Raw genomic sequence first — 23,975 nt, forward strand, 5'->3', positions numbered from 1 at the left:
GCACGGGCGGGCTTTGGCCATATCCGCATGTCGATTCCTCGACTGCGCCCACCTCATGAGAACCTTAACGCCGGGTCAGTTCGACCTTTGGCCTCTTTGCCGCCGTATGGAGTGATTTTTTGGAAATCCGGTTCAACGCTGCGTCACGCTTCATGCGCAGCCGCTCGCTCGTGCTCACGGTTGCCGTCCTCATTGCGGCGATGGTTCTCTCGATTTTCGTGCAGGGCAGGGCGCAGGCCTCGCTGACCCGGGTGGTCGACGATAACACCCGCGGCGTGTACGACATCTTGGTCCTTCCCGGCGGTACGGCGGGGGACGAACTGCGCCAGCCCGACTTCCTCTCCGGCAACGGCGGCATCGCCGCGGCGGACCTCGACCAGGTCCGCGGGATCGACGGCGTATCCGTCGCCGCACCGATTTCGCTGGTGTCCAAGGTTGTCCAGGACATCGAGTTCCCGCAGCTGAAGGCCACGGACTACGTCGGCTATAACGCCAACATCGAGCAGTACCTGAAGTCGCAAGGGATCCAGGACGCGGTGCCGGAAGGCGAGTGGCCGGAGCCCGATTCCGTGTTGAACCCGGAAGCGACCAACTACCGGATCACCGCCAAAGCCGTCAGCTCCGACGGACTGAGTGACACCGTCTTGTTCGAAACCGCCGCCGAAGGCTCACTGGGCCAGGCGAAGGTGGAGGAACTGGATGTTCCCGGCGGCACCAGCCTGCGCACCGTGGCTCCCAAGGACGAGACCGGAATCAAGTTCCCGGATCCGGCCGGCGGCAGCATGCACGGCGACTTCGACACGACCATTGCGCTGCCGATGCTGCCGCAGATCACCGAGACCGTGGTGGCCGTGGATCCGGCCGCCGAATCCGCGCTGCTCGGCGACGCCGGCGGCTTCCTGGCCCCGCTCAAGCAGGCGCCGGACGCCACGGACCGCAACGCTCAGGAACTGGGCCAGTATTTCTCCTCGCAGTTCGGCATGGGCATGTTCTCGGAGGGCGGCGAAGGCGCCGCCATCGACGGGCACCCGTTCCAGTTCTGGAGCCCGTTCTTCGTGCAGTACCAGAACGCGGTGGAAGCCGGCACGCTGGACGACGAGTCGCAGGTCATCCCCATGGTGGTCCGGTCGGGCACCGACCTGGACCTGACCTACTCGGTCAAGATCGAAGAGCTGGACGACTCCGGCAACACGGTCAAGGATATCGGCACCGTCAGCAAGGAACTGGGGGAGGGCTACCTGCCCTTCGCGTCCAGCAAGCCGTTCCAGCTGCGCTGGCCCGGCGGCGAGGACTACAACTACCTGCTCGGCTCCGGCGGCGTCCAGATGGTCGCCGGCCTGCACCAGCCGCCGGTGTGGACCACCGACTTCATGTCCAACCCGGATTACGCACTCGGCGACGCCACCAGCAACGGCAGCGCCGAACAGACCGCCACGCCCCAAGGCTGGATCCAGGTCAACAAGCTGCCGGAGAAGACCCTTCAGTGGCAGCTGGAACCGGACCAGAGCCAGCGCGGACCGGTGGAAGAGCAGTCCTACCGCAGCACCGTGGATTCCGGCACCGAATCCGCCACTCCGCTGCCTTTCGTTTACGGCACCTTTGACGCCGCCGCTGTCCGGGAAGCCGCCGGCGATGTGAACTACCTGCCGCTGGGCGGTTATGACCCGACGCCGGTGACCATCACTCACGATGCCGAGGGCAAAAAGATCGACGAAACGGTGATGAAGCCGGGCCTCAGCGGCGCCGGCCTCGCCGTGCAGTCCGCCGGTGCCATCACCGACTTCGACGGGCTCGCCGCAGTGCGCGGCACCAGCGCCGACGAGGCCGTGATCGACGCCGTCCGGGTCCGCGTGAACGCCGGCGGTTCCTGGGCCGACGCCGAGGACCAGATCAACGCCGTCGCCGCCGCCATCGAGGACCTCGGCCTGCAGACCCAGGTGGTCGCCGGCTCGGCCCGCGAAGACGTTTCCATCTACGTTCCGGACTACCACAAGGACGCCTCCGGCACGGTCAGCGACCTCGGCACCGTGCAGCAGTCATGGGTCCGCCAGGGCGCAGCCGGCGAGGTCCACGGTGCCCTGAGCGCGTCCAGCGCGGCGCTGTTGGCCCTCACCGTCGGCGGCGCGGCACTGCTGACCGCCGCCAGCTCGGTGGCCTTCACCCGCTCCCGCCGTACCGAAGCCGTCACGCTGCGGGCCATGGGCTGGAACCGGCGCCGCATCCGGTCCTGGTTCCTGAACGAACTGCTGGTCGGCGGCGTGGCCGTGCTGGCGGTGGCAATCATTGCCAGCGCCATCAGTCGCAGCGCCGTGACCTTGTGGGTGTCGCTCATCGCGCTGGTGGTTTATGTTGCCGCCGCGTTCATCTCGGCCGCCATGCTCAAGCCGCACCCGAAGACGGACACCGAACCGTCCGGTGCCGCCGGCGTGCCGTCCGTGAAGACGCCGCTGCAGTTCGCCGCCCGGCAACTGAGCACCAACCGGTTCAACACCGTCGCCATTGCCTTGGCCGTGGCCGTCCTCGGCGCCGCGGCCGGAGCGCTGGTCGCCGTGCTGGCGGACATCCCGCGGGCAGCCGGCAGTACCGCACTCGGGTCGCTGGCCGCCTCGCAGCTGAGCGGACTTAACATCGCGCTGGCCCTGCTCGGCGTCGTGACGGCGCTGCTGTTGGCGCTGATGACCACCCGGTTTGAGGCCCAGCGGAAGCGGGAACAGTTCGCCATTCTCGGCGCGATGGGCTGGACGCCCACGCTGCTGCTGCAGGCCCGCCGCGGCGAGGCCGGCATCACCGCAGCCATCGCGCTGCCGCTGGCGGTCATCGGCGCCGTCGTGACTGCCCTGTTTATTGCACCGCATACCGCGGTGTGGGCCGCTGCCGCTGGCATTGTGGCCGTGCTCCTCTGGTTTGTTTTGATGACAAGGACCCGCAAATGATTGAAGAACGCCTGACGACCCGTGCTGCCATCAAGGAGCGCACCGAGGACCACGCCATGCCGGTGGAGCTGCGGGGCATCACCATCCGGTACGACGGCGGCGCCGAACCCCTGGTGATCGCCGAAGACTTCGACCTTGGCCTCGAAGCCGGCACCATGCACTGCCTGGCCGGCCGCAGCGGCTCCGGCAAGACCAGCATCCTCACCGTGGCGGCCGGTCTGCAGCAGCCCACAGCCGGCGAGGTGTTCTGGCAGGGCGATGCCCTCACCAGCATGGACGACGACGAGATCTCCGACCGCCGCCGCGCCCTGATCGGCTACGTTGATCAGGGCGGCGCCCTGATCGACGGCATGAGCGCCTTGGAGAACGTGCTGCTGCCGGCCGTACCCGACGGCCAGGTCGAAGAGCGCACCGAGATGGCCAAGGACCTGCTGGACCTGGTCGGACTGGGCCGCCGCATGCGGCACCGCCCCGGCCAGCTCTCCGGCGGCGAACGCCAGCGCGTTGCCATCGCCCGCGCCCTGATCCTGGGCACCAAGGTCCTGGTAGTGGACGAGCCCACCGCCAACCTGGACCGCGAACAGGCCAACAAGATCATCCACATCCTGAAGGACACCACACAGGACGGCATCGCCGTGCTCGTGGCCTCCCACGACCAGGAACTCATCAGGGCCGCGGACAGCAGCACCAAGATGAACTAAGGCCCGAAGCCGGGCCCCACTCGCTGGGCGTGCTTCCGACCGCGCCTGCGATTGCCGCAGGCCCGTTCGAGGCGCTCCCTCTATGCCATATGCCTGCGACGAGGGCGGGGAAAATCTTTGAGGGCAGGGTCCATGGACCCTGCCCTCAAAGATTTTCCCCGCCTTGCCTGCCTCCTGTCCGAGATCGAGTCACGGTAGACGGTAGTTAGCTAGGCCGCCAGCTGGCTGGCCCGGAGCGCCTTGTTGTACGCGTGGACCAGGCGGCCCCTCAAGGCTTCATCGTCGCCCAGATCCGCCCAGCGGACGCGGATGAAGTTCCAACCGATCTCCATGAGCGACGTTTCCCGTTTACGCTCCTTGAGCAGTACGGAGTCAGTGGCCACTCCGCCGTTGTATTTTGCGTCGCCGTCGAACTCCAAGATCAGCCTGATTTCAGGCCAGACCATGTCCGCCCGGTACCGGCCGTGGGCCGTCTCGAGCTCATACTGCAATACCGGCGGGGGAAAGCCCCACCCGATGACTTTCAGGCGCAGCCTGGTTTCGCCAGGAGACTCGCTCAATCCGCTCGCGGCCGACATCATCTGTCGTGCCTTGCTGATGTTTCGAAACCCTGCCTGCTCCTCGATGATGGCCAGGATATTTTTCGGCTCAGCTCCGGCCCGTAGCGCGGAATCGGCTATGACAGTCGCCAACTCAAACGGCAGCAGCTTGGCGCAGTCAACCACGGTACGCTCTCTGGTCGTTAAGCGGACACCGTCCTGCACAACCAACTGATCAGCTGGGATCGTCATCTTGTGTCGTACGACTCCCACTGAATTATCCCCATGCCGCGACCTCTGGGCTACGTGTATCTCCGTCGGTGCATTCCATACGTCGAAGCCCCATAGCCGGGCCGCAGAGACATGGCTGTACACCAGCGCAGATCGTGTTGTCAGATGGTGGGCCCGCACAATCCACGTGTCGCGTTCCCAAGATTTCAGCGATCGCCAGAACGGGGCGGAGATGTAGACCCCGTGCCTCAGCCGGAAGATCTGTCGTTCCTGCAGGGCTGTGCGGATATCGTTTTCTTCAAAACCCGCGGTGCGCAGTTCCGAGAACGTTTTCAGCTGGCCGGGCGGAATATCCAGCCATGGCGTCATTGATGAAGTCATGCTAACAACCTGCCCGCGCGCTGGACCTCAGTCCATAGGGCCGTCGGTGCTGTGGATGACCTCACGCGGTCAAGTTGCGGTTTGGGCAAAATGGCCCGGACGCCATCCACGCATCAAACGATGTTGCGCATTTCGACAACCGCCGAAGCCAAGGGGTAATTTCATAGGGTGACCTCCTCTGAGCCCAAGACCCCGTACTACATCACCACGGCCATCACGTACCCGAACGGCGTGCCGCACATCGGCCATGCCTACGAGTACATCGCCACGGACGCGATGGCCCGTTTCAAGCGGTTGGACGGCTACGATGTGATGTTCCTGACCGGCACCGATGAGCACGGCATGAAGATCGCGCAGACGGCGGCCAAGGAGGGCATCACGCCCAAGGAACTGGTGGACCGGAACACGGCGGCCTACAAGTCCGCCCATGAGGTCCTGGACATCTCCTACGACCGGTTCATCCGCACCACCGACGCGGACCACTACGAGGCTTCCCAAGCCGTCTGGAAGAAGATGGAAGAGGCCGGGGACATTTACCTGGGCAAGTACGAGGGCTGGTACTCGGTCCGCGATGAGGCTTACTACGCCGAGGACGAGACCGAGCTCCGCGAGGATGGCAAGCGCTATTCCATCCAGACGGACACGGAGCTGACCTGGACCGAGGAGGAGAGCTACTTCTTCCGGCTCTCCCAGTACCAGGACAAGCTGCTCAAGCTCTATGAAGAGCAGCCCAGCTTCGGTGCGCCCCGCAGCCGCTTCAACGAAGTGATCAGCTTCGTCAAGAGCGGGCTGGAGGACCTGTCCATCTCCCGCACCACGTTCGACTGGGGCGTCCCGGTTCCGGGCAATGACAAGCACGTCATGTACGTCTGGGTGGACGCGCTGACCAACTACCTCACCGGCGTCGGCTACCCGGACACGGAGGCCGAGTCCTTCAAAAAGTACTGGCCGGCCGATGTCCACGTGATCGGCAAGGACATCTCCCGTTTCCACGCCGTGTACTGGCCGGCCTTCCTGATGTCCGCCGGGCTGGAACTGCCCAAGCGCGTGATGATCCACGGTTTCCTGAACAACAACGGCGTCAAGATGTCCAAGTCCCTGGGCAACGTGGTGGCCCCGGCCGACTGGGTTGACCAATACGGACTGGACCAGGTGCGCTTCTTCCTGCTGCGCGAGGTCCCCTTCGGCGCCGACGGTTCCTACAGCCACGACGCCGTGGTGGGCCGGATGAACGCCGATCTGGCTAACAATTTGGGCAACCTGGCCCAGCGTTCGCTGTCCATGGTGGCCAAGAACTGCGAGGGCAAGGTCCCGCAGCCGGGAACGTTGGCGCCGGAGGACCACGAGTTGCTGGCCCGCGCCGAGCGCCTGCTGGAGAAGTCGCGTGCGGCCTACGAGGTACAGGACTTCCACGGTTCGCTCGAAGCCATCTGGACCGTGCTCGGCGACACCAACGCGTACTTCGCGGAACAGGCTCCCTGGGTGCTGCGGAAAACGGACGTGGAGCGGATGAACACGGTGCTCTACGTGACGCTGGAGGTGCTGCGCATTGTCTCCATCCTGGTCCAGCCGGTGATGCCGGCGTCCGCGGCTAAGCTGCTGGATGTGCTGGGACAGCACGACGACGGCGCCCGCGACTTCGCTGCCATCGGCACGGCTTTGGTGCCGGGAACCTCGCTGCCGGCTCCCGCGCCCATCTTCCCGAAGTACGAGGAGCCGGCCGCAGACTAGTCCCGGTCTGGCGCCGCGAGGAACCGCTGGGCCGCGGTGGTGTTCATCATCCGCTCCACGCGCTTCTGCTGGGCCACCGCCTGCGCCTCCAGTTCCTGGAAGCGGAGGGCGTTCAGCCGTGGGTCTCGGGGCGCCAGCTCGGCCAGGATCTGCCACATGCACTGCTTGCCGCGCAGTGCGGACAACAGCGACTCCAGCTCCAGCTGGGTGCCTACGCCGCCAGAAGCACGTGTCGGATTAAGCGGGTTCAGCTTGCTGATAACTGCACCGGCCATCGCAGCGACCCGCTTGAGCTTGTTGCGCCCGTGGCCAAAGCTGCGGTGCAGCGCCTTCAGTTCCTTGCGCTCTGCGGACAATTCCTCCCGCAGCTTCCGGAACTCGGCTTCCTGGGGTGTCCCCGCCCAGGACTGGCGGACGGCGTCGAACAACTGCACGCCGGCCGCCGAGCCCAGCAGGTGGTAGTCCAGGTACGACGCGATGTCCTTCTGGTTCAGCGTGCCTGTCGACAGTTTGTCAGCGGCCATGGCCTTCCTTTCTGCTGCCCGTCATCTCAAGCGGACGGATTCCGCCGTCGTGGTTAAGACTGTCCTTACCCACAAATACGCTCACTCATTCGCCCAGTTCCTCCGGGTGGCGGAACTTGGTTCTCTTGCCGTAGGCACCCCGGTTCCACAGCCAGGTGATCACCCACAGCACCAAGCCGAGGCCGATCATCAGCCCGGCAATCTGGTACTCAATGGGATCCTGCGCCCACGGCCCCACCAGGAAGAGGCAGGTGAACATGCCCAGATAGGGCAGCACCGTGGGGGTCCGGAAGTGCTGGCGGTCCACCGGGTTCCGGCGCAGCACCAGCACGGCCAGGTTCACAATCGTGAAGACACCCAGCAGCAGCAGCGCGGTGGTGCCGCCCAGCGCGGTCACGGTCTCGGCGCCCATCACGTTGGTGACCACGAAAATCAGGACAAAGGCGATGAGCGTGGTGAAAATGATCGAGGCCCACGGGGAGCGGCGGTTCGAGTGCACCTTGCCCAGGAAATGCGGCAGCACGTCCTGGCGGGCCATCCCGTAGAGCAGACGGCTGGCCATCAGCATGTTGATCAGTGCGGTGTTGGCCACCGCGAACATGGACAGGAACGGGTAGATGACGTCCACCGGCAGGCCCGGCGCCCCGACCTGCACGACTTCCAGCAGCGGCGTGGGGCTCTCTGACAACTGCCCGATCGGCACAATGGCCACGGCGGTGATCGACACCAGCAGGTACACAATCACCGTGATGCCGAGGCCGGTAAGCATGACTTTGGGGAAGATCCGGGACGGATCCTTGGTTTCTTCGGCCATGTTGACCGAATCCTCGAAGCCTACAAAGGAGAAGAAGGCCAGCGAGGTGGCGGCAGTGATCGCGAGGAAAACGCTCTTGTCATTCGAGGTTTCGAAGACCATCACCCGGCTGAAGTCCACATTGCCCTGGCTCATCGCCCAGAATCCGATCAAGATCACGATCAGCAGGCCGGTGAACTCCACCAGCGTCAGCACCACGTTGAACTTCACCGATTCGCTGACGCCGCGGAAGTTAATCGCAGCCAGCACCGCCATGAAGACAATGGCCACCCAGGTCACCCCGGTCTGGTCCCAGTCCAGATTGAACCCGGCAATGAAGTTCTCGCCCAGGAACTTGGCGGCGGTGGAGGCGGATGTGATGCCGGAACTGAGCACGGCGAAGGTCACCAGAAAGGTGAGGAAGTGGATCCCGAAAGCCTTGTGCGTGTAGAGCGCGGCGCCCGCCGCCTGCGGGTATTTCGTGACCAACTCCAGATAGGAGAACGCGGTGATGGTGGCAACGATGAACGCTAGCAGCAGGGGAGCCCAGGCCGCGCCGCCCACTTCGCCGGCCACCTGCCCGGTCAGAGCATAGACGCCGGTTCCCAGGATGTCGCCCACGATGAAGAGCAGCAGAAGTTTGGTGCCGATGGCCCTCTTCAGCTCCGGCTGCTGTTCGGTTGCGGTGGATTCACTCACGATCGACCTCCGTCCACGCGGTGCTAGTCGCTGGTCTATGGGGCCAACGTAGCACTCGTCACAAACGATGTCTGCGGAGCGAAGCCGCGCGGGGAGGAGCGGGCCCTCATTGGTGTTCCCTAGGCCCGCGGCCGCCCAATCGGTAGAGTGTCGGCTACTCCCGTGCGGAAGGATATGCCGATGACTTACCAGACGCTGTCGCTCGCCAGCCTGCGGCCCGACGCGGGCGCCGCCGTCTTCCACGGATCGGAACACGGCGCGCATGCGTCCTTCTTCGTCAACTCCCGCGGCGCCGAACGCCACCGCCACCCGTATGAAGAGATCTTTGTCCTGCTCGACGGCGAGATCGACTTCACTATCGACGGCGAGTCCGGCCATGCAACGGGCGAGACCGTGATTGTCATCCCCGCCCATACCTGGCATGAATTCACGGCCACGACCGCTGACGGCGTGAAGATGGTCAACATCCATCCCGTCGCCCAGATGCAGACCGAATGGGCACGGTGAGCCCGGACCGCGCCGGCCGGCATGTTGCCCTCTGGCGATGGCGGAACCGCATCCAGCCATGACCGGCCGCCAAGCACTATTCAGCAGGCGTCCTTCTCGAGCATGAGAAGGACGCCTGCTGGCTCTTCGATGGGGCGACGGCGGGGACGGCGGGTGGCCCGCTTTTGAAGGAGGGCGACGACGGCGGTGTCCCGGCTTGGCTGCCTCCGGCCCCGGTTGCCTCCAGTCCCGGCTACACCGTGGCCAGGCCTTCCACGGGGGAGAGCCGGGCGGCGCGGCGGGCCGGCATCACGGAGGCCAGCAGCCCGGCCACCACGGCGACGGCCAGCACGGCCAGCAGTTGCAGCCACGGGACATCCGGCACCACGGTGGCGAACGCCCCCAGCGCTGACTGCGCACCCAGCCAGCCGTACACCGCGCCCAGCACCGCGCCAATCAGTGCGGCGACGCCGGCGATCAGCACGGCCTCCAACGCCAGCATGCCGCGCAGTTGCGACTTGGTGAGTCCCAGCGCCCGGAGCAGCGAGGACTCCTGGGTGCGCTCCAGCACTGAGAGAGAGAGGGTGTTGGCCACACCGACCAGCGCGATCAGCACGGCCACGGCCAGCAGCCCGGTCACCACCAGCAGCAGCACATCGATCACCTGGTTGAAGGCGGCCCGTTCCATCGCGGCGCCGGAAATCTGGTATTCGTTCACGCCCAGTCCCGCGGCCAGTTGGCTGCGCAGGTCGAGCAGCGCCCAGGAATCAAGATCGCGGTCCACCGAGACCCACAGCTGCGGCAAGGACGAGTAATAGTCCTCGCTGTCGGCAGCCGGCAGTTCCGGCACGCCGATCTCCGCGGCCACGGCGGAGGAGATCAGCGGCGGCAGCGTCCGGCTGTCGGCCTCCACCACGGTCAGCTCCTTGGAGCCTTTGCTGCCGGTGACGGTCAACGTCTTCAGCTCGGAGTCCTGCGGCATCAGCACGGTGTTCTCGTCCAGCACCATTGTCTTGTCCTGCAGCAGGTCCAGCTGCTCCGGCGCCAGCTGGTACACCCCGGTGCGCGCCCCGTGCACCTCGGCGTAACCGCCGTTCGTGACCAGACCGGCGGCCGCCACGCCGTCGTAATTCAAAGCGTTGGTTGCCGCCGATGAATCCAGCGGCCGCCCCGCCGACGTGAGGTCGCCGATGGAGAGGTCCACCGGGTACTCCGCGCCCAACTGGCCGTCGAAGGCGGTCCGCGCGGTCTGCGCGCCGGTCATCATCATCGCCACCAGGGTCACGCCGATCAGCAGCGCCGTGGCGGTCGCGGACGTTCGGCCGGGGTTGCGCACGGCGTTGACCGCGGCCAGTTTGCCCGGCACGCCGGCCGGCTTCGCCAAGGTGCCGACGGCGGTGACCAGCGGCGGGACGAACAGCGTGGCACACATCAGCAGCCCGATGAAGGACAGCATGCCGCCGGGCAGGGCGATCAGCAGGTCCGCGGAGACCGCGCCCAGCGCGAGCACGACGGCGCCTCCCACTGCGAGTGCGAGGCCCACCGCTAGCCGGACCTTGCCTTTGCTGTTGCCGGCACGTGCCTCGTCCGCCGGGCGCAGCGCGGCCAGCGGGGCCACGCGCGTGGCGGCGCGGGCCGGGGCCAGCGCGGCCATCACCGTCATCAGGATGCCAACCACCAGACCGACGATGACGGCGGACGGCGGAACGGCCAGCGTGGCGAACTCTGTGTCGGGCTGCCGCTGGAGCACGGCGATGATGCCGGCCATCAGGCCCACGGCGCCGAGCACGCCCACCACCGAGGCGGTGATGCCCACCAGCACGGCCTCGGCCAGCACCGACTGGCGGATCTGCCCGCGGTCGGCACCGATGCAGCGCAGCAGCGCCAGTTCGCGGGTCCGCTGGGCAATCAGCACCGAGAAGGTGTTGGCCACCACCAGGGCGGAGACCAGCAGCGCCACCAGCGCGAACGCCAGCAGGACAATGGTCAGCTGGTCGGCGCCGCCGGTCAGGCTGGCCACCACTGCCTTGGTCTGCTCGGCGGCGGTGTTCACCGAGGCTTCCGGGAACCCCGCGTCGGCCAGCGCAGCGGATACCGATTCCTTGACGGCGGCGGTGTCAGCGCCATCGGCCAGATCAACCTGGATAGTGCGCAGCCACGAATTGTCCGCGCCCGCCACCTGCTGCTGCAGGGCGTCAGTGGCGAAGAGCTGCGGCTGGCCCATCATGAACGGGTCCTTGGACAGCTTGACGATGCCGGAGACCGTCAGTGTGGTCCCGGCGGCAGCCACGTCCTCGGCGGCGACCATGCCGGCTGCCGGAGCCAGTTCCAGTTTGTCGCCCACGGAGAGTTCCTGTTTTTCCGCGGTTTCGGCGTCCACCGCCACCTCGCCGTCGCCCGGCAGCGCGCCGTCCAGCAGTTCCAGGTTTTCCAGCCCGGCCGGCGCGGTGTTCTGCAACGCGCCGTAACTGGCCTCGGCGGCGGTGCCGAAAGCGATGGACGCCTGCTGATGCGCATACACGTTGCCCACCCCGGCCGCGCCGGTCACCGCATCGAGCGCGGAGGCACCCAGCGGCTTGTCCGGGCCCTCCGAAACCACCAGGTCCGCGTTGCGGAAGTTAGCCCCGATGCTGTTGCCCAGCGATGCCTCGGTGGAAGCATTGACCATCAGCGTGGCGGTCAGGAAACCGACCGCCATCACCACGGCGAGTCCGACGGCGATGAACCGCCGTGCGTGTTGCCGCAGCTGTGCGAGTGCTACCTGCAACATGGCCTACGCCCCCAGCTTGGCCAGCGCGGCCAGGATCGTGTCGGTGTCCGGGCGGTCCAGCTCGCCGACCAGGGCGCCGTCGTTCATCAGTACCACCCGGTCCGCGTAGGAGGCGGCCACCGGATCGTGAGTGACCATGATGATGGACTGGCCCATCTCCTGGCAGGACCGGCGCAGCAGCGAGAGCACCTCGGCGCCCACCTTCGAGTCGAGGTTGCCGGTGGGCTCGTCGCCGAACACCACGTCCGGGCGGGTCAGCAGCGCCCGGGCCACGGCCACGCGTTGCTGCTGTCCGCCGGACAGCTCGTGCGGACGGTGCGCCAGCCGGTCGGTCAGACCAAGCGTCTTGGTGACGTAGCCGAACCACTCCTTGTCCACCGTGCCGTTGGACAGCGAGATGGGCAGCGTGATGTTCTGCTCCGCGGTCAGCGTGGGCACCAGGTTGAAGGCCTGGAACACGAACCCGACGCGCTCCCGGCGCAGCTTGGTCAGCTGCGAGTCGTTGAGCCCGGTAATCTCCGTGCCGCCGATCCAGATGTTGCCCGAATCGGCGGTGTCCAGCCCGGCCAGGCAGTGCATCAGCGTGGATTTGCCGGATCCGGACGGACCCATAATCGCGGTGAACTTGCCGGCGTCAAAGCTGGCGTCCACATCCTTGAGGGCGTGCACGCGGGTATCCCCGGTGCCGTAGGTCTTGTTCAGGCCGCGCGTGCCCGCGGCCGAGGCGGCGCCGTCCGGGCCTGCGCCGGCGAGTGATTGCTCAGTTCTTGTGGTCATACCCCTACGCTATGGAACCGGCACCCCCGAGCGGATCAGCCGCCGGGCTGGTCTTCCCGGCCGCATCGCTCATACCCAGGGTGGAGAAGCCTCCCCGCGGTGGTCGACCAAGCGAGCGCCAGCGACGCCCTCGGTGGTCGACCAAGCGAGCGCCAGCGACACCCCCCCCGGTGGTCGACCAAGCGAGCGCCAGCGACGCCCTCGGTGGTCGACCAAGCGAGCGCCAGCGAGTGCGTGGAGACCGGCGTGGAGGCCGGTGCGGAGCCCGGCCCCGGCCCCGAAGCCCCGCCCCGCAAAGCAGGGCCTCATAGCCCGAGACACGCCGCAATTGGTGAAACCTTTGTGCTCCGGGCGCTGAAGCATGGAATATGGAGCCATGAAGCTTGCCCGGATTGCCACGCTGCCCCTTGTCTCCTTGCTGGTCCTGACCGGCTGCGCCGCAAAGGAAGAGCCGGCCCGCCCGCTGACGTCGGCCACGGCATCGCCCACACCGACCTCAGGGGTGGAGACGGGGAAGATGCCGGCCGAGCTGGCCAAACTGGCCACCGCGATCTACGAGGGCGGCGACCTGAAGGCCAACAAGCGAACCGCGGCTGCGCTCGCGGACCGCAAACCGGTCGACAGCAAGATCACCGTGAAGGCGGCCACGGGCGAATGGAACAAGCAGAAGATGGCCGTCCTGACGTCGGACAAGGACGTGACCCTCGCCGTCGAAAAGGACGGCACGTGGACCGCGGTCGGCGGCTGGTGGCCGTCGCTGGACGTCAAGAAAGCGGTGCTCGGCGGCAAGCGGCACGTGCTGCTCATGGGCTCCGACGCCCAGAAGAGCAAGGGCGAAAAAGTTCGCACAGCACGAGCCGATGCCCTGCAGGTGGTTGGCGTGGACGGCAAGGGCGGGGGCGGCGTCCTCGGCATTCCGCGCGATCTGTGGGTGGACATGCCCAAGGGCGGACAGGCCAAAATCAACGCGGCCATGATGCAGGGTGGGCCCGAGGCGCAGCAGAAGGTTGTGGCGGACGTGACAGGCCTGAAGGTGGAGGGCTACGTCCTCACCGGTTTCAAGGGCTTCGAAAAACTGGTCGATGAAATAGGCGGCGTCACCATCGACGCGCCGATTCCGGTGCTCGGCGTCAAGGCGGGGGAGAGCAAGCTCGACGGCGACGCCGCGCTGGAATATGCCCGCGAGCGGAAGACACTGAGCAACGGGGACTTCGGCCGTTCGGCGCACCAGGGCGTCCTGCTGGCCGGATTCGCCGCCTTGGCCAAGCTGAACGGACCGGCCGGACTGGTCGACCTGCTCGACGCCGTCGATCCGCTGGTGGAAACCAACTTGAGCGCCGAACAGGCTCTGACGCTGGGCGCCTGGGTCTACAAGACGGATCCTTCCAAGGTGGGCGGCGCAGTCCCCGAACCCGGCTTCGGCTACAGCGCCGACGGCCAGTACATGCTGCCGATGGACGCCCCGACCCGCAAGATCTTCGACTCCTTCGCCGACGGCAACCTGTAGCCCGCGCACGCGATCGGTTCCCCGGCCGGGGACCGCTGCCCGAAAGTGGCCCGCGGGCCGTGCGCTAGGGCGCAACAACACCGGTTTCGTAGGCGATCAGCACGGCCTGCACCCGGTCGCGCGCGTTGAGCTTGGCCAGGATGTGGCCCACATGGGTCTTCACCGTCGCCTCGGACAGGAACAGCTGCCCGGCGATCTCCGGGTTGGACAGGCCCTCGGCGATCAGCGTGAACACTTCGCGCTCGCGCGGCGTCAGCGACTCGACCGCCGCGTGGCTGCGGCTGGCGGCCGGGCTCGGCGTGCGCAGCAGCGGTGCCACGTGTTCCAGCAGCCGCCGGGTGGTGGACGGTGCGATCACCGCGTCGCCCCGGTACACCGTGCGGATGGCCCCCAGCAGTTCCTCCGGCGGCGCGTCCTTGAGCAGGAACCCGCTGGCTCCGGCCTGGATGGCGGCCAGCGCGTACTCATCCAGGTCGAACGTGGTCAGCACCACCACCTTCAGCTCCGCCCGGTCCGATCCGGCCGGCTGCGCGGCGGCGGTGTCCAGCAGCCGGGTGGTCGCCTCAATCCCGTCCATGCCCGGCATCCGCACGTCCATCAGCACGACGTCGGCGCGCACCTTCCCGAGTGCGCCCACGGCTTCGCGCCCATCGCCTGCCTCGGCCACCACCTCCAGGTCCGGCTGGGAATTGATCAGCATCTTGAAGCCGCCGCGGACCAGCTGCTGGTCGTCGACGAGGGCCACGCGGATAGGGGAGTCGGTCATCGGGATCTTTCTGGCTCGGGCTGATGAGAAGTCTGAGGGGGAACACGCCGGGGACTGACGGTTCCAGGGCAAGGCGGAGACTGAGGGACAGCTCTGGGTCGGGATTGGGCCGCGCCGAGGCTAATCCTTCGCCGGCGCCGGGAGCGCAGGTTGGAAGTCACGCGTCGGGCCTCAGGACTCGGTGTACGGGATGAAGGCGCGGACGGAGAATCCGCCGCCGGTCCGGGGTGCGGCTTCGACCGTTCCATCGTAGAGCGCCAGCCGCTCGGCCATCCCGGTGAGGCCCTGCTGGCTCCCCGCCGTGGCCGGATCGGCCGCGGCGCCCCGGCCGTCGTCGTTAATTTGCAGTTCCAAGCCGCGGACGCTCCAGGCCAGACGGACCTCCGCGGAGGCGCCGGGCCCGGCGTGCTTCAGGACGTTGGTCAGGCCTTCCTGCACCACCCGGTATGCAGTCAGTTCGGCACCCGTGGGCATCAAGCGCCTTGGCTGGCCAAAATACTGCAGCTGCACCTCCAGCCCGGAGCGGCGCACGGTGTCCACCAGGGTTTCCACGTCGGCCAGCGTCGGCAACGGCCGGGTGGAAGCGATTTCGTCCCCGCGCAACACGCCAAGCAGCCGCCGCATGTCCTGCAGCGACGTGCGCCCGGTTTCCGCGATGGTGGCCAAGGTGCCGGTGGCAATGGTCGGGTCCTTTGCACTGGCGTACCGGGCGCCGTCCGCCTGCGTGATGATGACCGACAGCGAATGCGCCACGATGTCATGCATCTCGCGGGCGATGTGGCTGCGCTCATCCGCGGCGGCCAGATCGCGCTCCTGCTGCCGTTCCACCTCCAGCCGGCGGGCCCGGTCCTCCAGTGCCCGGACGGTAAGCCGGCGGTTGCGCACCAGGTCGCCGAACATCCAGCAGGCGAGCACCAAGGCATCGACCGCTACGAGGGAGAGCAGGTAGTACGGCGCGGTGCCACCGGTGAACGGGTCGGTGATTCCGTAACGCACCACGAACATCACGCCGCCTAGGAGCGCCAGCACCAGGCCGCCCAAACTGGCCCAGCGGGGGCCGTAGGCTGCCAAGGAGTAGACGGTGACCAGGACAAACACGTGTGCGGGCACTGGTTCGCCGATGAAGGCCACGTTGAGCAGCGCAGCCGCCGCCACGGCCAAGCCGGACTGCCAGGCATACGTGCGGCGCCACGCGAGAGGGACAACCAGGAGCGCGGACAACGCGAAGGCCGCAAGATTGGCCATCGCCAAATACGGCAGCACAGTCACCACCAAAGCCAGCAGCATCAGGATCAGGTCGACCTTGCCGGTGTTGGCCTGAAGCCAGCGGTAGATTCTGTGGTGCACGCCCATGATCCACAACTCTAGGATGTCCGCGCCGGCCGCCGCGTCATGCCGCGGTCTGAGATTGTGTTCCGGGCGGCGGGCGGCGGGCGGCGGGCGGCGGGCAGTGGGCAGCGGGCAGCGGGCAGCGGGCAGCGGGCAGCAAGCCCGCTGGTCGCCCATCGACTATTCAGCAGGCGGCCCTCTCGGCCCTGAAGCGGCCGCCTGCTGAATAGTCGATGAGCGGGGGCCCATGGTCCCGATTCCCATTTCACATAATGGGACGGTTTGCCCAGAATGTGGACGCCCTCCCTAAAATGAATCCATGAGCGCAGCAACTAAGGCATTCTCCCTGGCAGTCATCCCCGGCGACGGCATCGGTCCCGAGGTCGTGGCGGAGGCGGTGAAGGTGCTCGAGGCGGCAACTGCCGGCGGCGATGCCACCTTCGAGCTGACCGAGTACCCGCTGGGCGCCGAGCACTGGCTGGCCACCGGCGAGACCCTGCCCGAGGAAACCCTGGAGCAGCTCCGCAAGCATGACGCCATCCTGTTCGGCGCCGTCGGTGCCGCCCCCGGCGACACCCGCATCCCGTCCGGCATCATCGAGCGCGAGATGCTGCTCAAGCTGCGCTTCTCGCTGGACCACTACGTGAACCTGCGCCCGGCCAAGCTGCTGCCCGGGGTGTCCAGCCCGCTGGCGAACCCGGGCGAGGTGGACTTCGTCGTCGTCCGCGAAGGCACCGAAGGTCCGTACGTGGGCAACGGCGGTGCGCTGCGCGTTGGCACGCCGCACGAAATCGCCACCGAGGTTTCGGTCAATACCGCCTACGGCGTTGAGCGTCTGGTCCGCGATGCCTTCCGCCGTGCCTCCGCCCGCCGCAAGAAGCTCACGCTGGTGCACAAGCACAACGTGCTGGTCCACGCCGGCCACCTGTGGCGGCGCACCGTGGAGACCGTCGGCGAGGAGTTCCCGGACGTCGCCGTCGACTACCTGCACATCGACGCGGCCACCATTTTCATGGTCACCGACCCGGCGCGCTTCGACGTGATCGTCACGGACAACCTGTTCGGCGACATCATCACCGACCTGGCCGCGGCGATCACCGGCGGCATCGGCCTGGCCGCGTCGGGCAACATCAACATGGACCGCACCGCGCCGTCGATGTTCGAACCGGTCCACGGCTCGGCCCCGGACATCGCCGGCCAGCAGAAGGCCGACCCCACCGCGGCCATCCTGTCCGTGGCGCTGCTGCTGGAGCACCTGGGCCTTGCCGACGCCGCCGCCCGCGTGCAAAAGGCGGTGGAGGACGACGTCGCGGCCCGGGGGAGTGCCTCCCGCACCACCGCGCAAATCGGCGATGCCATCAGCGCCGCTTTGGCAGTAGGCTAGTTAGCGGCTACTAACCAAAACCATTTATTGACGCACAAGGGCGTGCCCTCACCGCGGAGGAACCCATGACTGAAACCCTCGAATTCACCCAGCAGCTTTCGGACCGTCCGAAGAGTGCAGAGGAGCGCGCCGCCATTTTGGCGAACCCGGGCTTCGGCAAACACTTCACGGACCACACTGCGGTGGTCGACTACAAGGTCGGCGCCGACGGCAACGGCGGCTGGTCGAATGCGCGGATCGAGCCCTACGGGCCCATCATGATGGATCCGGCCGCTGCGGTGCTGCACTATGGCCAGGAGATTTTTGAGGGCCTGAAGGCCTACCAGCACGACGACGGATCCGTCTGGACCTTCCGCGCGGAGGCCAACGCCGCCCGGCTCAACACCTCGGCCCGCCGGCTGGCGCTGCCGGAACTGCCTGAAGAGACCTTCATCGAGTCGCTGCGCCAGCTGGTCTCCACGGACAAGGCCTGGGTTCCCACGGGCGACGGCGAGGCGCTGTACCTGCGCCCGTTCATGATCGCCACCGAGGCGTTCCTGGGCGTGCGCCCGGCCCACGAGGTTTCCTACCGCGTGATCGCTTCGCCGGCCGGCAACTACTGGGGCGGCGAGCTCAAGCCGGTGTCCATCTGGCTCTCCGACCGCTACTCCCGCGCCGGCGAAGGCGGCACCGGCGAGGCCAAGTGCGGCGGCAACTACGCCGCGTCGCTGGCCGCCCAGCTGGAAGCCGAAGCCAACGGCTGCCAGCAGGTGCTCTTCCTGGACAAGTTCAACGACAACGCCATCGAGGAACTCGGCGGCATGAACGTGTTCTTCGTCTTCAAGGACGGCAGCCTGGTCACCCCGGAACTCAACGGCCACATCCTGCACGGCGTCACCCGCTCCTCAGTGATCGAGCTGGCCAAGGACCGCGGCCTGGACGTGCAGGAACGCAAGATCACCATCGACGAATGGCGCGACGGCGTGGCCGCCGGTGACATTACCGAGGCCTTCGCCTGCGGCACCGCCGCCGTGATCACCCCGATCGGCGAGCTGAAGGCGGACGGCTGGTCCATTGCGTCGCCGAGCGCCGGCTCCGGCGAAGTTGCCATGTCCATCCGGGAGGAACTGCTCGGCATCCAGACCGGCGCTGTGGAGGACTCGCGCGGCTGGCTCACCCGCCTGGCGTAGGCTGGCTCACCTGCCTGGCGTGGCCGGCCCACCAGGCTGGCCTGAGCACCGCTTCCCTTCCGCTGCCGGACGGGCCACACTGGGTCCATGACCGGGGTGGCCTACCTGCTTGCCGTGATCTTCGGTTTGGTGCTGATCGCCGTCGGGATCGCCGAGGCGTTCTACTTCCGTGACCCGCGCTTCCACAAGCTGTTCCTGATTCGACCCCAGGACGTGGCAGCGGTCCGGCTCTGGACCATCAACCTGGGCTTCTACAACATGCTCTGGGGGCTGGTCCTCATCGCCGGGGTCTTCATCGCCGCCGGCGGCAGGACGGCCATCGGCGAGACCATGATCGTCTTCACCTGCATCACCCACGTGATCCTTGGCGCGGTGCTGTGGTTCACCGAACGGCGCCTCTGGCAGAGTGCCCTGGCCCAGGCGATCCTGCCGCTGATCGTCCTCCTCCTGCTGTTTCTGTTCTAACCCAGGAAGAGAACGACGGCGGGGCGAGCCTTTCGGAGGAACCCCGCCTTCCGGACGGGCCCGCCTTGAAGAGGACACCCGCCGTCGGTACGGGCCCGCCTTGGAGAGGACACCCGCCCCGTTGGTACGGGCTCGGCTTTCCGGCGGGCCCTCCCCGCCAGTGCGGCTACCGTTTCCGGGCAGCGGCCTTGCGCTCGGCGGCCTTCCGGGCCTTTTTGGATACCGGCTTCAGCGCCTTGCGCTCCGCTTCTTCGGCGGCAATCCGGTTCTTCCGGGCATTCACCAGATCGTTCCAGAGCGCGGAGGCGAAGCTGCCGCCGTCGCGCTCGTAGACCTGGTACGGGAAGGACGCGAAGATTCCGGCCGGCGAGGCAGCCCCGGGAAGGTCCTTCCCGCTCTTTAGTGCGTAGGCGTCGCCGAGTGCCCACGTCTCCGACAGGTAGCGGGTTAGGTTCTCGCGAATGAACGCATTTGCATCCGCGGCGTCCGCAGCCTGCTCCAGCAAGATCTGCTGCCGTGCCGCCAGCAGGCCCGATGCAGCGTTGGAGAGGTCCGCACCGCCTTCCGCCGCGGCCTCAAGTTCCGCGGTGAATTCGTTGACCGCGTTGTCCCAGTCGGTCGTCTCGCGGTTCTTCTGCCAGGTGGGGAACCATACGATGTCCCCGTTGGCATGGTTGTGGATGTGCTGCATCCCGCTATTGCGCTCGGCCGCGGCGTGGTCATGCTCGGCCTCGTCGTACTCGGCCAGCAGGTCCGCCAGCGAGACGGTGTTCTTGGTTTCCGCCATGGAGAATTCTTCCTATCGTGCAGCAGCAATGGTTCCCTCAGGGCAACCCCGCTGCACACGAACTAATTCCGCCATGAACCCAGCCACACGCGCCGGTGCCCGCAGCTAGACGACGCTCCCGTCGACTTCCAGGGTGGGCAGGCGTTCGGAATGAGCTGCCAGCCAGGTGCGGGCTTCGGCCTCGTCGTCGAAGTATCGGGAGCAACCGTCATCGGCGAATATCCGCAGGAAAAAGTTCCCCAGCACGCGGTCTACCGGCCCACTGCCGAGCACCGCCACCGCGAGTGAGGGCGTAAAGGTATGGGCGATCAACCGCACCTCCGCGGTCGCCCAGCGCACGCCGGCCATCTTCAGCAGTATCACCACCCGCCGCTCGCCGACCAGGTCGAAGAGACGGTCAACTACCTGCTGCGCCAGTTCGGCGCTGACGCTGAGACCGCGGTGGAGCGTCAGCACCAGCAGCCCGTCGTCGTCCAGTTGCACATCGTAGGTTGAGTGAACTTCCTCCAGCACCGATTCCCCCGTCCGGCTGGTGATGTGCGCATCCGCCAGCCATCGTCTTGCCGCCCTCAGCGGCATGTGCAGGCCCCTAGCCTATGCGACCGATGTCACATTCCGCACGATCTGAGGGAATATGAATCGAATCCTTCATATTGCGCGAATGTTACGACGGCGGAGCGCGCCTTCGGATGAGCAACTCTGCGGCGCGGGGCCGGAGGGTGCGAGGATGGCTCTGTGACCGCTGAACAGAATCCCGCTCTCGTCCGCAGCAGCGAACTGACCCGCTACCGGTTGGCCCCGAACCCGGGTCCCATGAGCCTGGACGGCACGCAGTCGTATCTGATCGCTGCTCCGGAGACCAGGGGAGTGGCGGTGGTGGATCCGGGTCCGCTGGATGAGGTGCATTTGGCCGAATTGGCGGCCGCCGGCGACGTGGAGCTTGTCCTGATCACCCACCACCACATCGACCACACCGAGGCCAGCGAGCGTTTCCATGACCTGACCGGCGCCCCCGTGCGGGCGCTGGATGCCGCGCTCTGCTTCGGTGCAGAACCCCTAAGTGACGGCGAGGTGATCCGGGCTGCCGGCGTCGATATCCACGTTCTGGCGACGCCGGGGCACACGGCCGACTCGGTCAGTTTCCAGCTGCCCGCCGACGGCCCGCACGGCTCTGTCCTCACCGGCGACACCATCTTGGGGCGCGGGACCACCATCATTGCCTACCCGGACGGCCGGCTCGGCCCCTACCTGGAGTCGTTGGCCCGGCTGGAGATCCTCGGCCCGGCCAAGGTATTGCCGGCCCACGGCGGAACCCTGCCGGACCTGTCCGCCATTTGCCGTGAGTACGCCAGCCACCGGCAGCTACGGTTGGACCAGATCCGCTCCGCCCTCGAGCAGCTCGGTGCCGACGCCAGCGTCGATGACGTCACCGACCACGTCTACACAGACATCGACGCCGCCGTCCGCCTGGCCGCCGAAGCCTCCGTCGCGGCCCAACTGGAGTACCTGCGCGGCTGACCGGATTGTTCCGCTTGGAATCCGTGCACTCGCAACCAGTAGGCTAAACGCATGCGTATAGCCCGGTTTGTCCTCGATTCTGACCCCCAATACGGCATCGTCGAAGGCGAGGAGGGTAGCGAGCAGGTCACCGTCATCGCCGGTGACCCGTTCTTCAACGGTGTCCAGCCCACGGGAGCCCGGCACAAGCTCGAGGACGTCCGCCTGCTGGCTCCGATCATCCCGCGCAGCAAGGTGATCGGCATCGGCCGCAACTACGCCGAACACATCAAGGAAATGGGCAATGAGACCCCGGCAGCACCGCTGATGTTCCTCAAGCCCAACACGTCGGTGATCGGCCCGAACGAGCCGCTGGTGCTGCCCGAGTTCTCCGACGAGGTCTCCTACGAAGCGGAACTCTGCGTGATCATTGGACGGATCTGTAAGGACGTCCCGGTGGAGCGGGTGGGCGATGTCATCTTCGGCTACACCTGCGGCAACGACCTCACCGCACGCGACGCGCAGCGCACCGACAATCAGTGGGCCCGCGCCAAGGGCTTCGACGGCTCGGCCCCGCTCGGTCCGTGGATCGAAACCGAACTGGACACCGAAGACCTGGCCATCCGTGGCCGGCTCGACGGCGAACTCAAGCAGGACGGGAACACCTCGCAGATGATCTGGGGCGTCAAGGAACTGGTCTCCTATGCCTCCCAGGCCTTCACGCTGTTGCCCGGCGACGTGATTATGACCGGCACCCCCTCCGGCGTCGGCACCATCGAAGCCGGCCAGCGCTACGAGGTGGAGATCGAGGGCATCGGCACGCTCTCGAACACGGCCCGCCGCTGATCTTCATGCGTGCCAGCCGCCGGTCGTTCGCAGTCTTTGCGCTCGGTTCGCTGGCTACCTTTTCCGTGGCTGCCCGCGCCACGCACTATCTGGGCGGCCCCGGCTGGCTCACGGCAACCTTCCTCGCCGTCGGAATCCTGTTGGCGCTCTTTTACCTGTATCGGCTCATCTCCTCCTGGCTGGGCCGAAGCAGGCGCCCGGAATAGCGGCTGCTCGACCGGAACAGGGGACCGAGGTGCCTCATTGAAAAGTGAGCGCGTGGAGTGATTTGGTGCCTCACGTTTGGTGAGCGCGAGGGGCTTGGGTTCATTCGGTTGTTTGGAGTCGACGGATCGACGGATCCAAGGATGCCATGTCGAGGTGCCGGCTGGCAGTCATTGCCTCGGTTTTCCCTTGAGAGAGCTCGATAAGCCGGAGCTGGATTTGGTTGATCCGGCGGGTCAGATCGGCCGGGTTGACTCCCTCGATCCGGCCGAGGATGGCGAGCCTGTGTTCGATGTTGAGGAGCCCGGAATCGATTACCCGCTGCCACGGGGTCTTCGGCTTGTCGTAGAGGCGTGAACGGCGGCCGTCGGCGGTGGTGGCGTAGCCAGTCGGCTTCTTCGTCGGGGTGAAGAAGTTCAGCCGCAGCGATACCAGTGGCCAGAGCTCGCCAAGCAGGGTCAGTTCCTCGGCGGTGTCGTATCGCCAGTAGAACGCGTGCTTGCGCACGACATGGTTGTTCTTTGACTCGACGGTGGCTTGGTCGTTTTTCTTGTAGGGCCGTGACCGGGTCTGGGCGATGTCGCGTTCCTGGAGCCAGTCTGCGACTCGATGATTGATGAACTCGGAGCCGTTATCGGAGTCGAACACGCGTAGCGGGAACGGGAACATGTCCTGCAGGCCGCCGACGGCCTGCAGGATCCATTTGGATGCGTTGTTGCGGATCGAGGCGTTCTCGGTCCACCCGGTGGCCAGGTCCGTCATCGTCAGGGTGCGTGCGAATTCGCCCTCGAAGGTGGGCCCGCAGTGCGCGACGGTGTCCGCCTCGATCACCCCCGGTGTCGTGGCCGGTGTGTCGCCGGCCTTGCTCAGCCCGATCGAGTTGCGCAGCAGCGGCGCCGGCGTGGTCGTGGCAATGCCCCGCAGCTCCATGGCACGCCGCGCAGGCGCCAGGTAGCGGTCGATCGTGGCCGGACTCATCGCCTGAAGCTCTGCGATCGCCTGCGGTGTCGCGAACGGTTTTTTGAGGTCGCCTCCTGCTTGGAGCAGCGGCAGCCAGAGCTCGACCATGACGGCCAGGTACTTCCCGCACGGGAATCCCATCAAGGCCCAGACATGCTCCAGCAGCAGGCGCGAGTCGTCGCCGTACCCCTTTGGACGCAACCGCCGTTTATCGACCTGCGCGGCCGGGTCCGGCAGCGCAGGGCCGGACAGCATTCGCCGCGCGGTGGACCGTCCCATCCCGGTCGTGGCCGTCACCTCGTCGAGAATCCGTCCCCGGTCGGTCTTGGATGCCGTCCGATACGCGGTACGGAGCTTGTTCGTAACTTGTCGGCGCGCAGCCATCGGAATCTTGCCTTCCACATCATCAAGCCTGCCCCGGGTCCGGGGCTACGCGCTCAAAGAACCTGAGGCACCGACCCACCCCAAGCGCTCAAAGAACCTGAGGCACGTCGGG

General features: G+C 66.6%; 21 protein-coding genes. 11 read left to right on the forward strand and 10 right to left on the reverse strand.

Features of this window, described 5'->3' with window-relative positions; all coding sequences use genetic code 11:
- The first annotated feature begins 119 nt into the window (after positions 1–119).
- Both AB0N75_RS12905 and AB0N75_RS12910 read left to right on the forward strand, forming a co-directional pair.
- Positions 120–2,933, forward strand: a complete 2,814-nt coding sequence (locus tag AB0N75_RS12905; protein ID WP_364650335.1) for an ABC transporter permease — start codon at positions 120–122, stop codon at positions 2,931–2,933.
- On the forward strand, positions 2,930–3,634 hold the full coding sequence (locus AB0N75_RS12910) for an ATP-binding cassette domain-containing protein (protein ID WP_364650337.1): 705 nt from the start codon (positions 2,930–2,932) through the stop codon (positions 3,632–3,634). The genes AB0N75_RS12905 and AB0N75_RS12910 overlap by 4 nt, the downstream gene beginning before the upstream one ends.
- Before the next feature lie 209 nt (positions 3,635–3,843).
- On the opposite strand, the gene AB0N75_RS12915 is transcribed toward AB0N75_RS12910, so the two are convergent.
- Complete coding sequence (locus tag AB0N75_RS12915; protein ID WP_364650340.1) at positions 3,844–4,785, reverse strand: hypothetical protein; 942 nt, start codon at positions 4,783–4,785, stop codon at positions 3,844–3,846.
- A 168-nt stretch (positions 4,786–4,953) separates the two neighbouring features.
- Here AB0N75_RS12915 and metG point away from each other — a divergent pair, with 168 nt between their 5' ends.
- Complete coding sequence (gene metG / locus AB0N75_RS12920; protein ID WP_364650343.1) at positions 4,954–6,516, forward strand: methionine--tRNA ligase; 1,563 nt, start codon at positions 4,954–4,956, stop codon at positions 6,514–6,516.
- On the opposite strand, the gene AB0N75_RS12925 is transcribed toward metG, so the two are convergent.
- On the reverse strand, positions 6,513–7,040 hold the full coding sequence (locus AB0N75_RS12925; protein ID WP_364650346.1) for a hypothetical protein: 528 nt from the start codon (positions 7,038–7,040) through the stop codon (positions 6,513–6,515). The two genes, metG and AB0N75_RS12925, sit on opposite strands and share 4 nt — an antisense overlap.
- An 85-nt stretch (positions 7,041–7,125) precedes the next feature.
- Positions 7,126–8,532: an APC family permease gene (locus AB0N75_RS12930; RefSeq protein WP_364650349.1), complete on the reverse strand. Its 1,407-nt coding sequence runs from the start codon at positions 8,530–8,532 to the stop codon at positions 7,126–7,128.
- A 180-nt stretch (positions 8,533–8,712) separates the two neighbouring features.
- Between AB0N75_RS12930 and AB0N75_RS12935 the strand changes: the two genes are divergently transcribed.
- Entirely contained in the window at positions 8,713–9,039 is a 327-nt protein-coding gene (locus AB0N75_RS12935; protein WP_364650352.1) for a cupin domain-containing protein, read from the forward strand.
- A 232-nt stretch (positions 9,040–9,271) separates the two neighbouring features.
- Here AB0N75_RS12935 and AB0N75_RS12940 read toward each other — a convergent pair whose 3' ends face one another.
- Both AB0N75_RS12940 and AB0N75_RS12945 read right to left on the reverse strand, forming a co-directional pair.
- A complete protein-coding gene (locus tag AB0N75_RS12940; RefSeq protein WP_364650355.1) occupies positions 9,272–11,788 on the reverse strand; it encodes an ABC transporter permease in 2,517 nt (838 codons plus the stop codon).
- Positions 11,789–11,791: 3 nt separating this feature from the next.
- Complete coding sequence (locus tag AB0N75_RS12945; protein ID WP_364650358.1) at positions 11,792–12,565, reverse strand: ABC transporter ATP-binding protein; 774 nt, start codon at positions 12,563–12,565, stop codon at positions 11,792–11,794.
- Positions 12,566–12,941: 376 nt separating this feature from the next.
- On the opposite strand from AB0N75_RS12945, the gene AB0N75_RS12950 reads away from it, so the two are divergent.
- Entirely contained in the window at positions 12,942–14,072 is a 1,131-nt protein-coding gene (locus tag AB0N75_RS12950) for an LCP family protein (RefSeq protein ID WP_364650361.1), read from the forward strand.
- A 64-nt stretch (positions 14,073–14,136) separates the two neighbouring features.
- On the opposite strand, the gene AB0N75_RS12955 is transcribed toward AB0N75_RS12950, so the two are convergent.
- Positions 14,137–14,838: a response regulator transcription factor gene (locus AB0N75_RS12955; protein WP_364650363.1), complete on the reverse strand. Its 702-nt coding sequence runs from the start codon at positions 14,836–14,838 to the stop codon at positions 14,137–14,139.
- A 171-nt stretch (positions 14,839–15,009) separates the two neighbouring features.
- Positions 15,010–16,191 (reverse strand): histidine kinase, encoded by a 1,182-nt coding sequence (locus tag AB0N75_RS12960; RefSeq protein WP_364650366.1) that lies wholly within the window; start codon positions 16,189–16,191, stop codon positions 15,010–15,012.
- A 295-nt stretch (positions 16,192–16,486) separates the two neighbouring features.
- Between AB0N75_RS12960 and AB0N75_RS12965 the strand changes: the two genes are divergently transcribed.
- From AB0N75_RS12965 to AB0N75_RS12975, 3 genes are all read left to right on the forward strand, one after another.
- Complete coding sequence (locus tag AB0N75_RS12965; protein WP_364650369.1) at positions 16,487–17,551, forward strand: 3-isopropylmalate dehydrogenase; 1,065 nt, start codon at positions 16,487–16,489, stop codon at positions 17,549–17,551.
- A gap of 65 nt (positions 17,552–17,616) precedes the next feature.
- The gene (locus AB0N75_RS12970) at positions 17,617–18,720 is read left to right on the forward strand and encodes a branched-chain amino acid aminotransferase (RefSeq protein WP_364650372.1); all 1,104 of its coding nucleotides are present in this window, start codon (positions 17,617–17,619) and stop codon (positions 18,718–18,720) included.
- A gap of 87 nt (positions 18,721–18,807) precedes the next feature.
- Complete coding sequence (locus AB0N75_RS12975) at positions 18,808–19,185, forward strand: DUF1304 family protein (RefSeq protein WP_364650375.1); 378 nt, start codon at positions 18,808–18,810, stop codon at positions 19,183–19,185.
- Positions 19,186–19,351: 166 nt separating this feature from the next.
- Here the strand turns inward: AB0N75_RS12975 and AB0N75_RS12980 are convergent, their stop codons facing one another.
- Positions 19,352–19,972: a hypothetical protein gene (locus AB0N75_RS12980; protein WP_364650378.1), complete on the reverse strand. Its 621-nt coding sequence runs from the start codon at positions 19,970–19,972 to the stop codon at positions 19,352–19,354.
- Positions 19,973–20,077: 105 nt separating this feature from the next.
- Positions 20,078–20,551 carry a hypothetical protein gene (locus AB0N75_RS12985; RefSeq protein ID WP_364650381.1) on the reverse strand — a complete coding sequence of 158 codons (474 nt, stop codon included), beginning with the start codon at positions 20,549–20,551 and terminating at the stop codon, positions 20,078–20,080.
- A gap of 156 nt (positions 20,552–20,707) precedes the next feature.
- On the opposite strand from AB0N75_RS12985, the gene AB0N75_RS12990 reads away from it, so the two are divergent.
- The 3 genes from AB0N75_RS12990 to AB0N75_RS13000 are packed head-to-tail and all read left to right on the forward strand — an operon-like array spanning position 20,708 to position 22,521.
- Positions 20,708–21,490 carry an MBL fold metallo-hydrolase gene (locus AB0N75_RS12990; protein ID WP_364650384.1) on the forward strand — a complete coding sequence of 261 codons (783 nt, stop codon included), beginning with the start codon at positions 20,708–20,710 and terminating at the stop codon, positions 21,488–21,490.
- Positions 21,491–21,541: 51 nt separating this feature from the next.
- Complete coding sequence (locus AB0N75_RS12995) at positions 21,542–22,315, forward strand: fumarylacetoacetate hydrolase family protein (protein ID WP_364650387.1); 774 nt, start codon at positions 21,542–21,544, stop codon at positions 22,313–22,315.
- 5 nt (positions 22,316–22,320) lie between these two features.
- Complete coding sequence (locus tag AB0N75_RS13000) at positions 22,321–22,521, forward strand: hypothetical protein (RefSeq protein ID WP_364650389.1); 201 nt, start codon at positions 22,321–22,323, stop codon at positions 22,519–22,521.
- Between the two features lie 100 nt (positions 22,522–22,621).
- Here the strand turns inward: AB0N75_RS13000 and AB0N75_RS13005 are convergent, their stop codons facing one another.
- Entirely contained in the window at positions 22,622–23,881 is a 1,260-nt protein-coding gene (locus tag AB0N75_RS13005; protein WP_364650391.1) for a transposase family protein, read from the reverse strand.
- Between the last annotated feature and the right edge of the window lie 94 nt (positions 23,882–23,975).

This window comes from Arthrobacter sp. NPDC089319, from assembly GCF_040684925.1.
Taxonomy (GTDB): Bacteria; Actinomycetota; Actinomycetes; order Actinomycetales; family Micrococcaceae; genus Crystallibacter.

Bases quoted from the DNA above. Each gene is read 5' to 3' on its own strand.
- AB0N75_RS12910 (WP_364650337.1), top strand. From the start codon at position 2,930: ATGATTGAAGAACGCCTGACGACCCGTGCTGCCATCAAGGAGCGCACC.
- AB0N75_RS12950 (WP_364650361.1), top strand. From the start codon at position 12,942: ATGAAGCTTGCCCGGATTGCCACGCTGCCCCTTGTCTCCTTGCTGGTC.
- AB0N75_RS12970 (WP_364650372.1), top strand. From the start codon at position 17,617: ATGACTGAAACCCTCGAATTCACCCAGCAGCTTTCGGACCGTCCGAAG.
- AB0N75_RS12995 (WP_364650387.1), top strand. From the start codon at position 21,542: ATGCGTATAGCCCGGTTTGTCCTCGATTCTGACCCCCAATACGGCATC.
- AB0N75_RS12960 (WP_364650366.1), bottom strand. From the start codon at position 16,191: ATGGGCGTGCACCACAGAATCTACCGCTGGCTTCAGGCCAACACCGGC.
- AB0N75_RS12965 (WP_364650369.1), top strand. From the start codon at position 16,487: ATGAGCGCAGCAACTAAGGCATTCTCCCTGGCAGTCATCCCCGGCGAC.
- AB0N75_RS12925 (WP_364650346.1), bottom strand. From the start codon at position 7,040: ATGGCCGCTGACAAACTGTCGACAGGCACGCTGAACCAGAAGGACATC.
- AB0N75_RS13000 (WP_364650389.1), top strand. From the start codon at position 22,321: ATGCGTGCCAGCCGCCGGTCGTTCGCAGTCTTTGCGCTCGGTTCGCTG.
- AB0N75_RS12980 (WP_364650378.1), bottom strand. From the start codon at position 19,972: ATGGCGGAAACCAAGAACACCGTCTCGCTGGCGGACCTGCTGGCCGAG.
- AB0N75_RS12935 (WP_364650352.1), top strand. From the start codon at position 8,713: ATGACTTACCAGACGCTGTCGCTCGCCAGCCTGCGGCCCGACGCGGGC.
- AB0N75_RS12940 (WP_364650355.1), bottom strand. From the start codon at position 11,788: ATGTTGCAGGTAGCACTCGCACAGCTGCGGCAACACGCACGGCGGTTC.
- AB0N75_RS12975 (WP_364650375.1), top strand. From the start codon at position 18,808: ATGACCGGGGTGGCCTACCTGCTTGCCGTGATCTTCGGTTTGGTGCTG.
- AB0N75_RS12985 (WP_364650381.1), bottom strand. From the start codon at position 20,551: ATGCCGCTGAGGGCGGCAAGACGATGGCTGGCGGATGCGCACATCACC.
- AB0N75_RS12945 (WP_364650358.1), bottom strand. From the start codon at position 12,565: ATGACCACAAGAACTGAGCAATCACTCGCCGGCGCAGGCCCGGACGGC.
- AB0N75_RS12955 (WP_364650363.1), bottom strand. From the start codon at position 14,838: ATGACCGACTCCCCTATCCGCGTGGCCCTCGTCGACGACCAGCAGCTG.
- AB0N75_RS12915 (WP_364650340.1), bottom strand. From the start codon at position 4,785: ATGACTTCATCAATGACGCCATGGCTGGATATTCCGCCCGGCCAGCTG.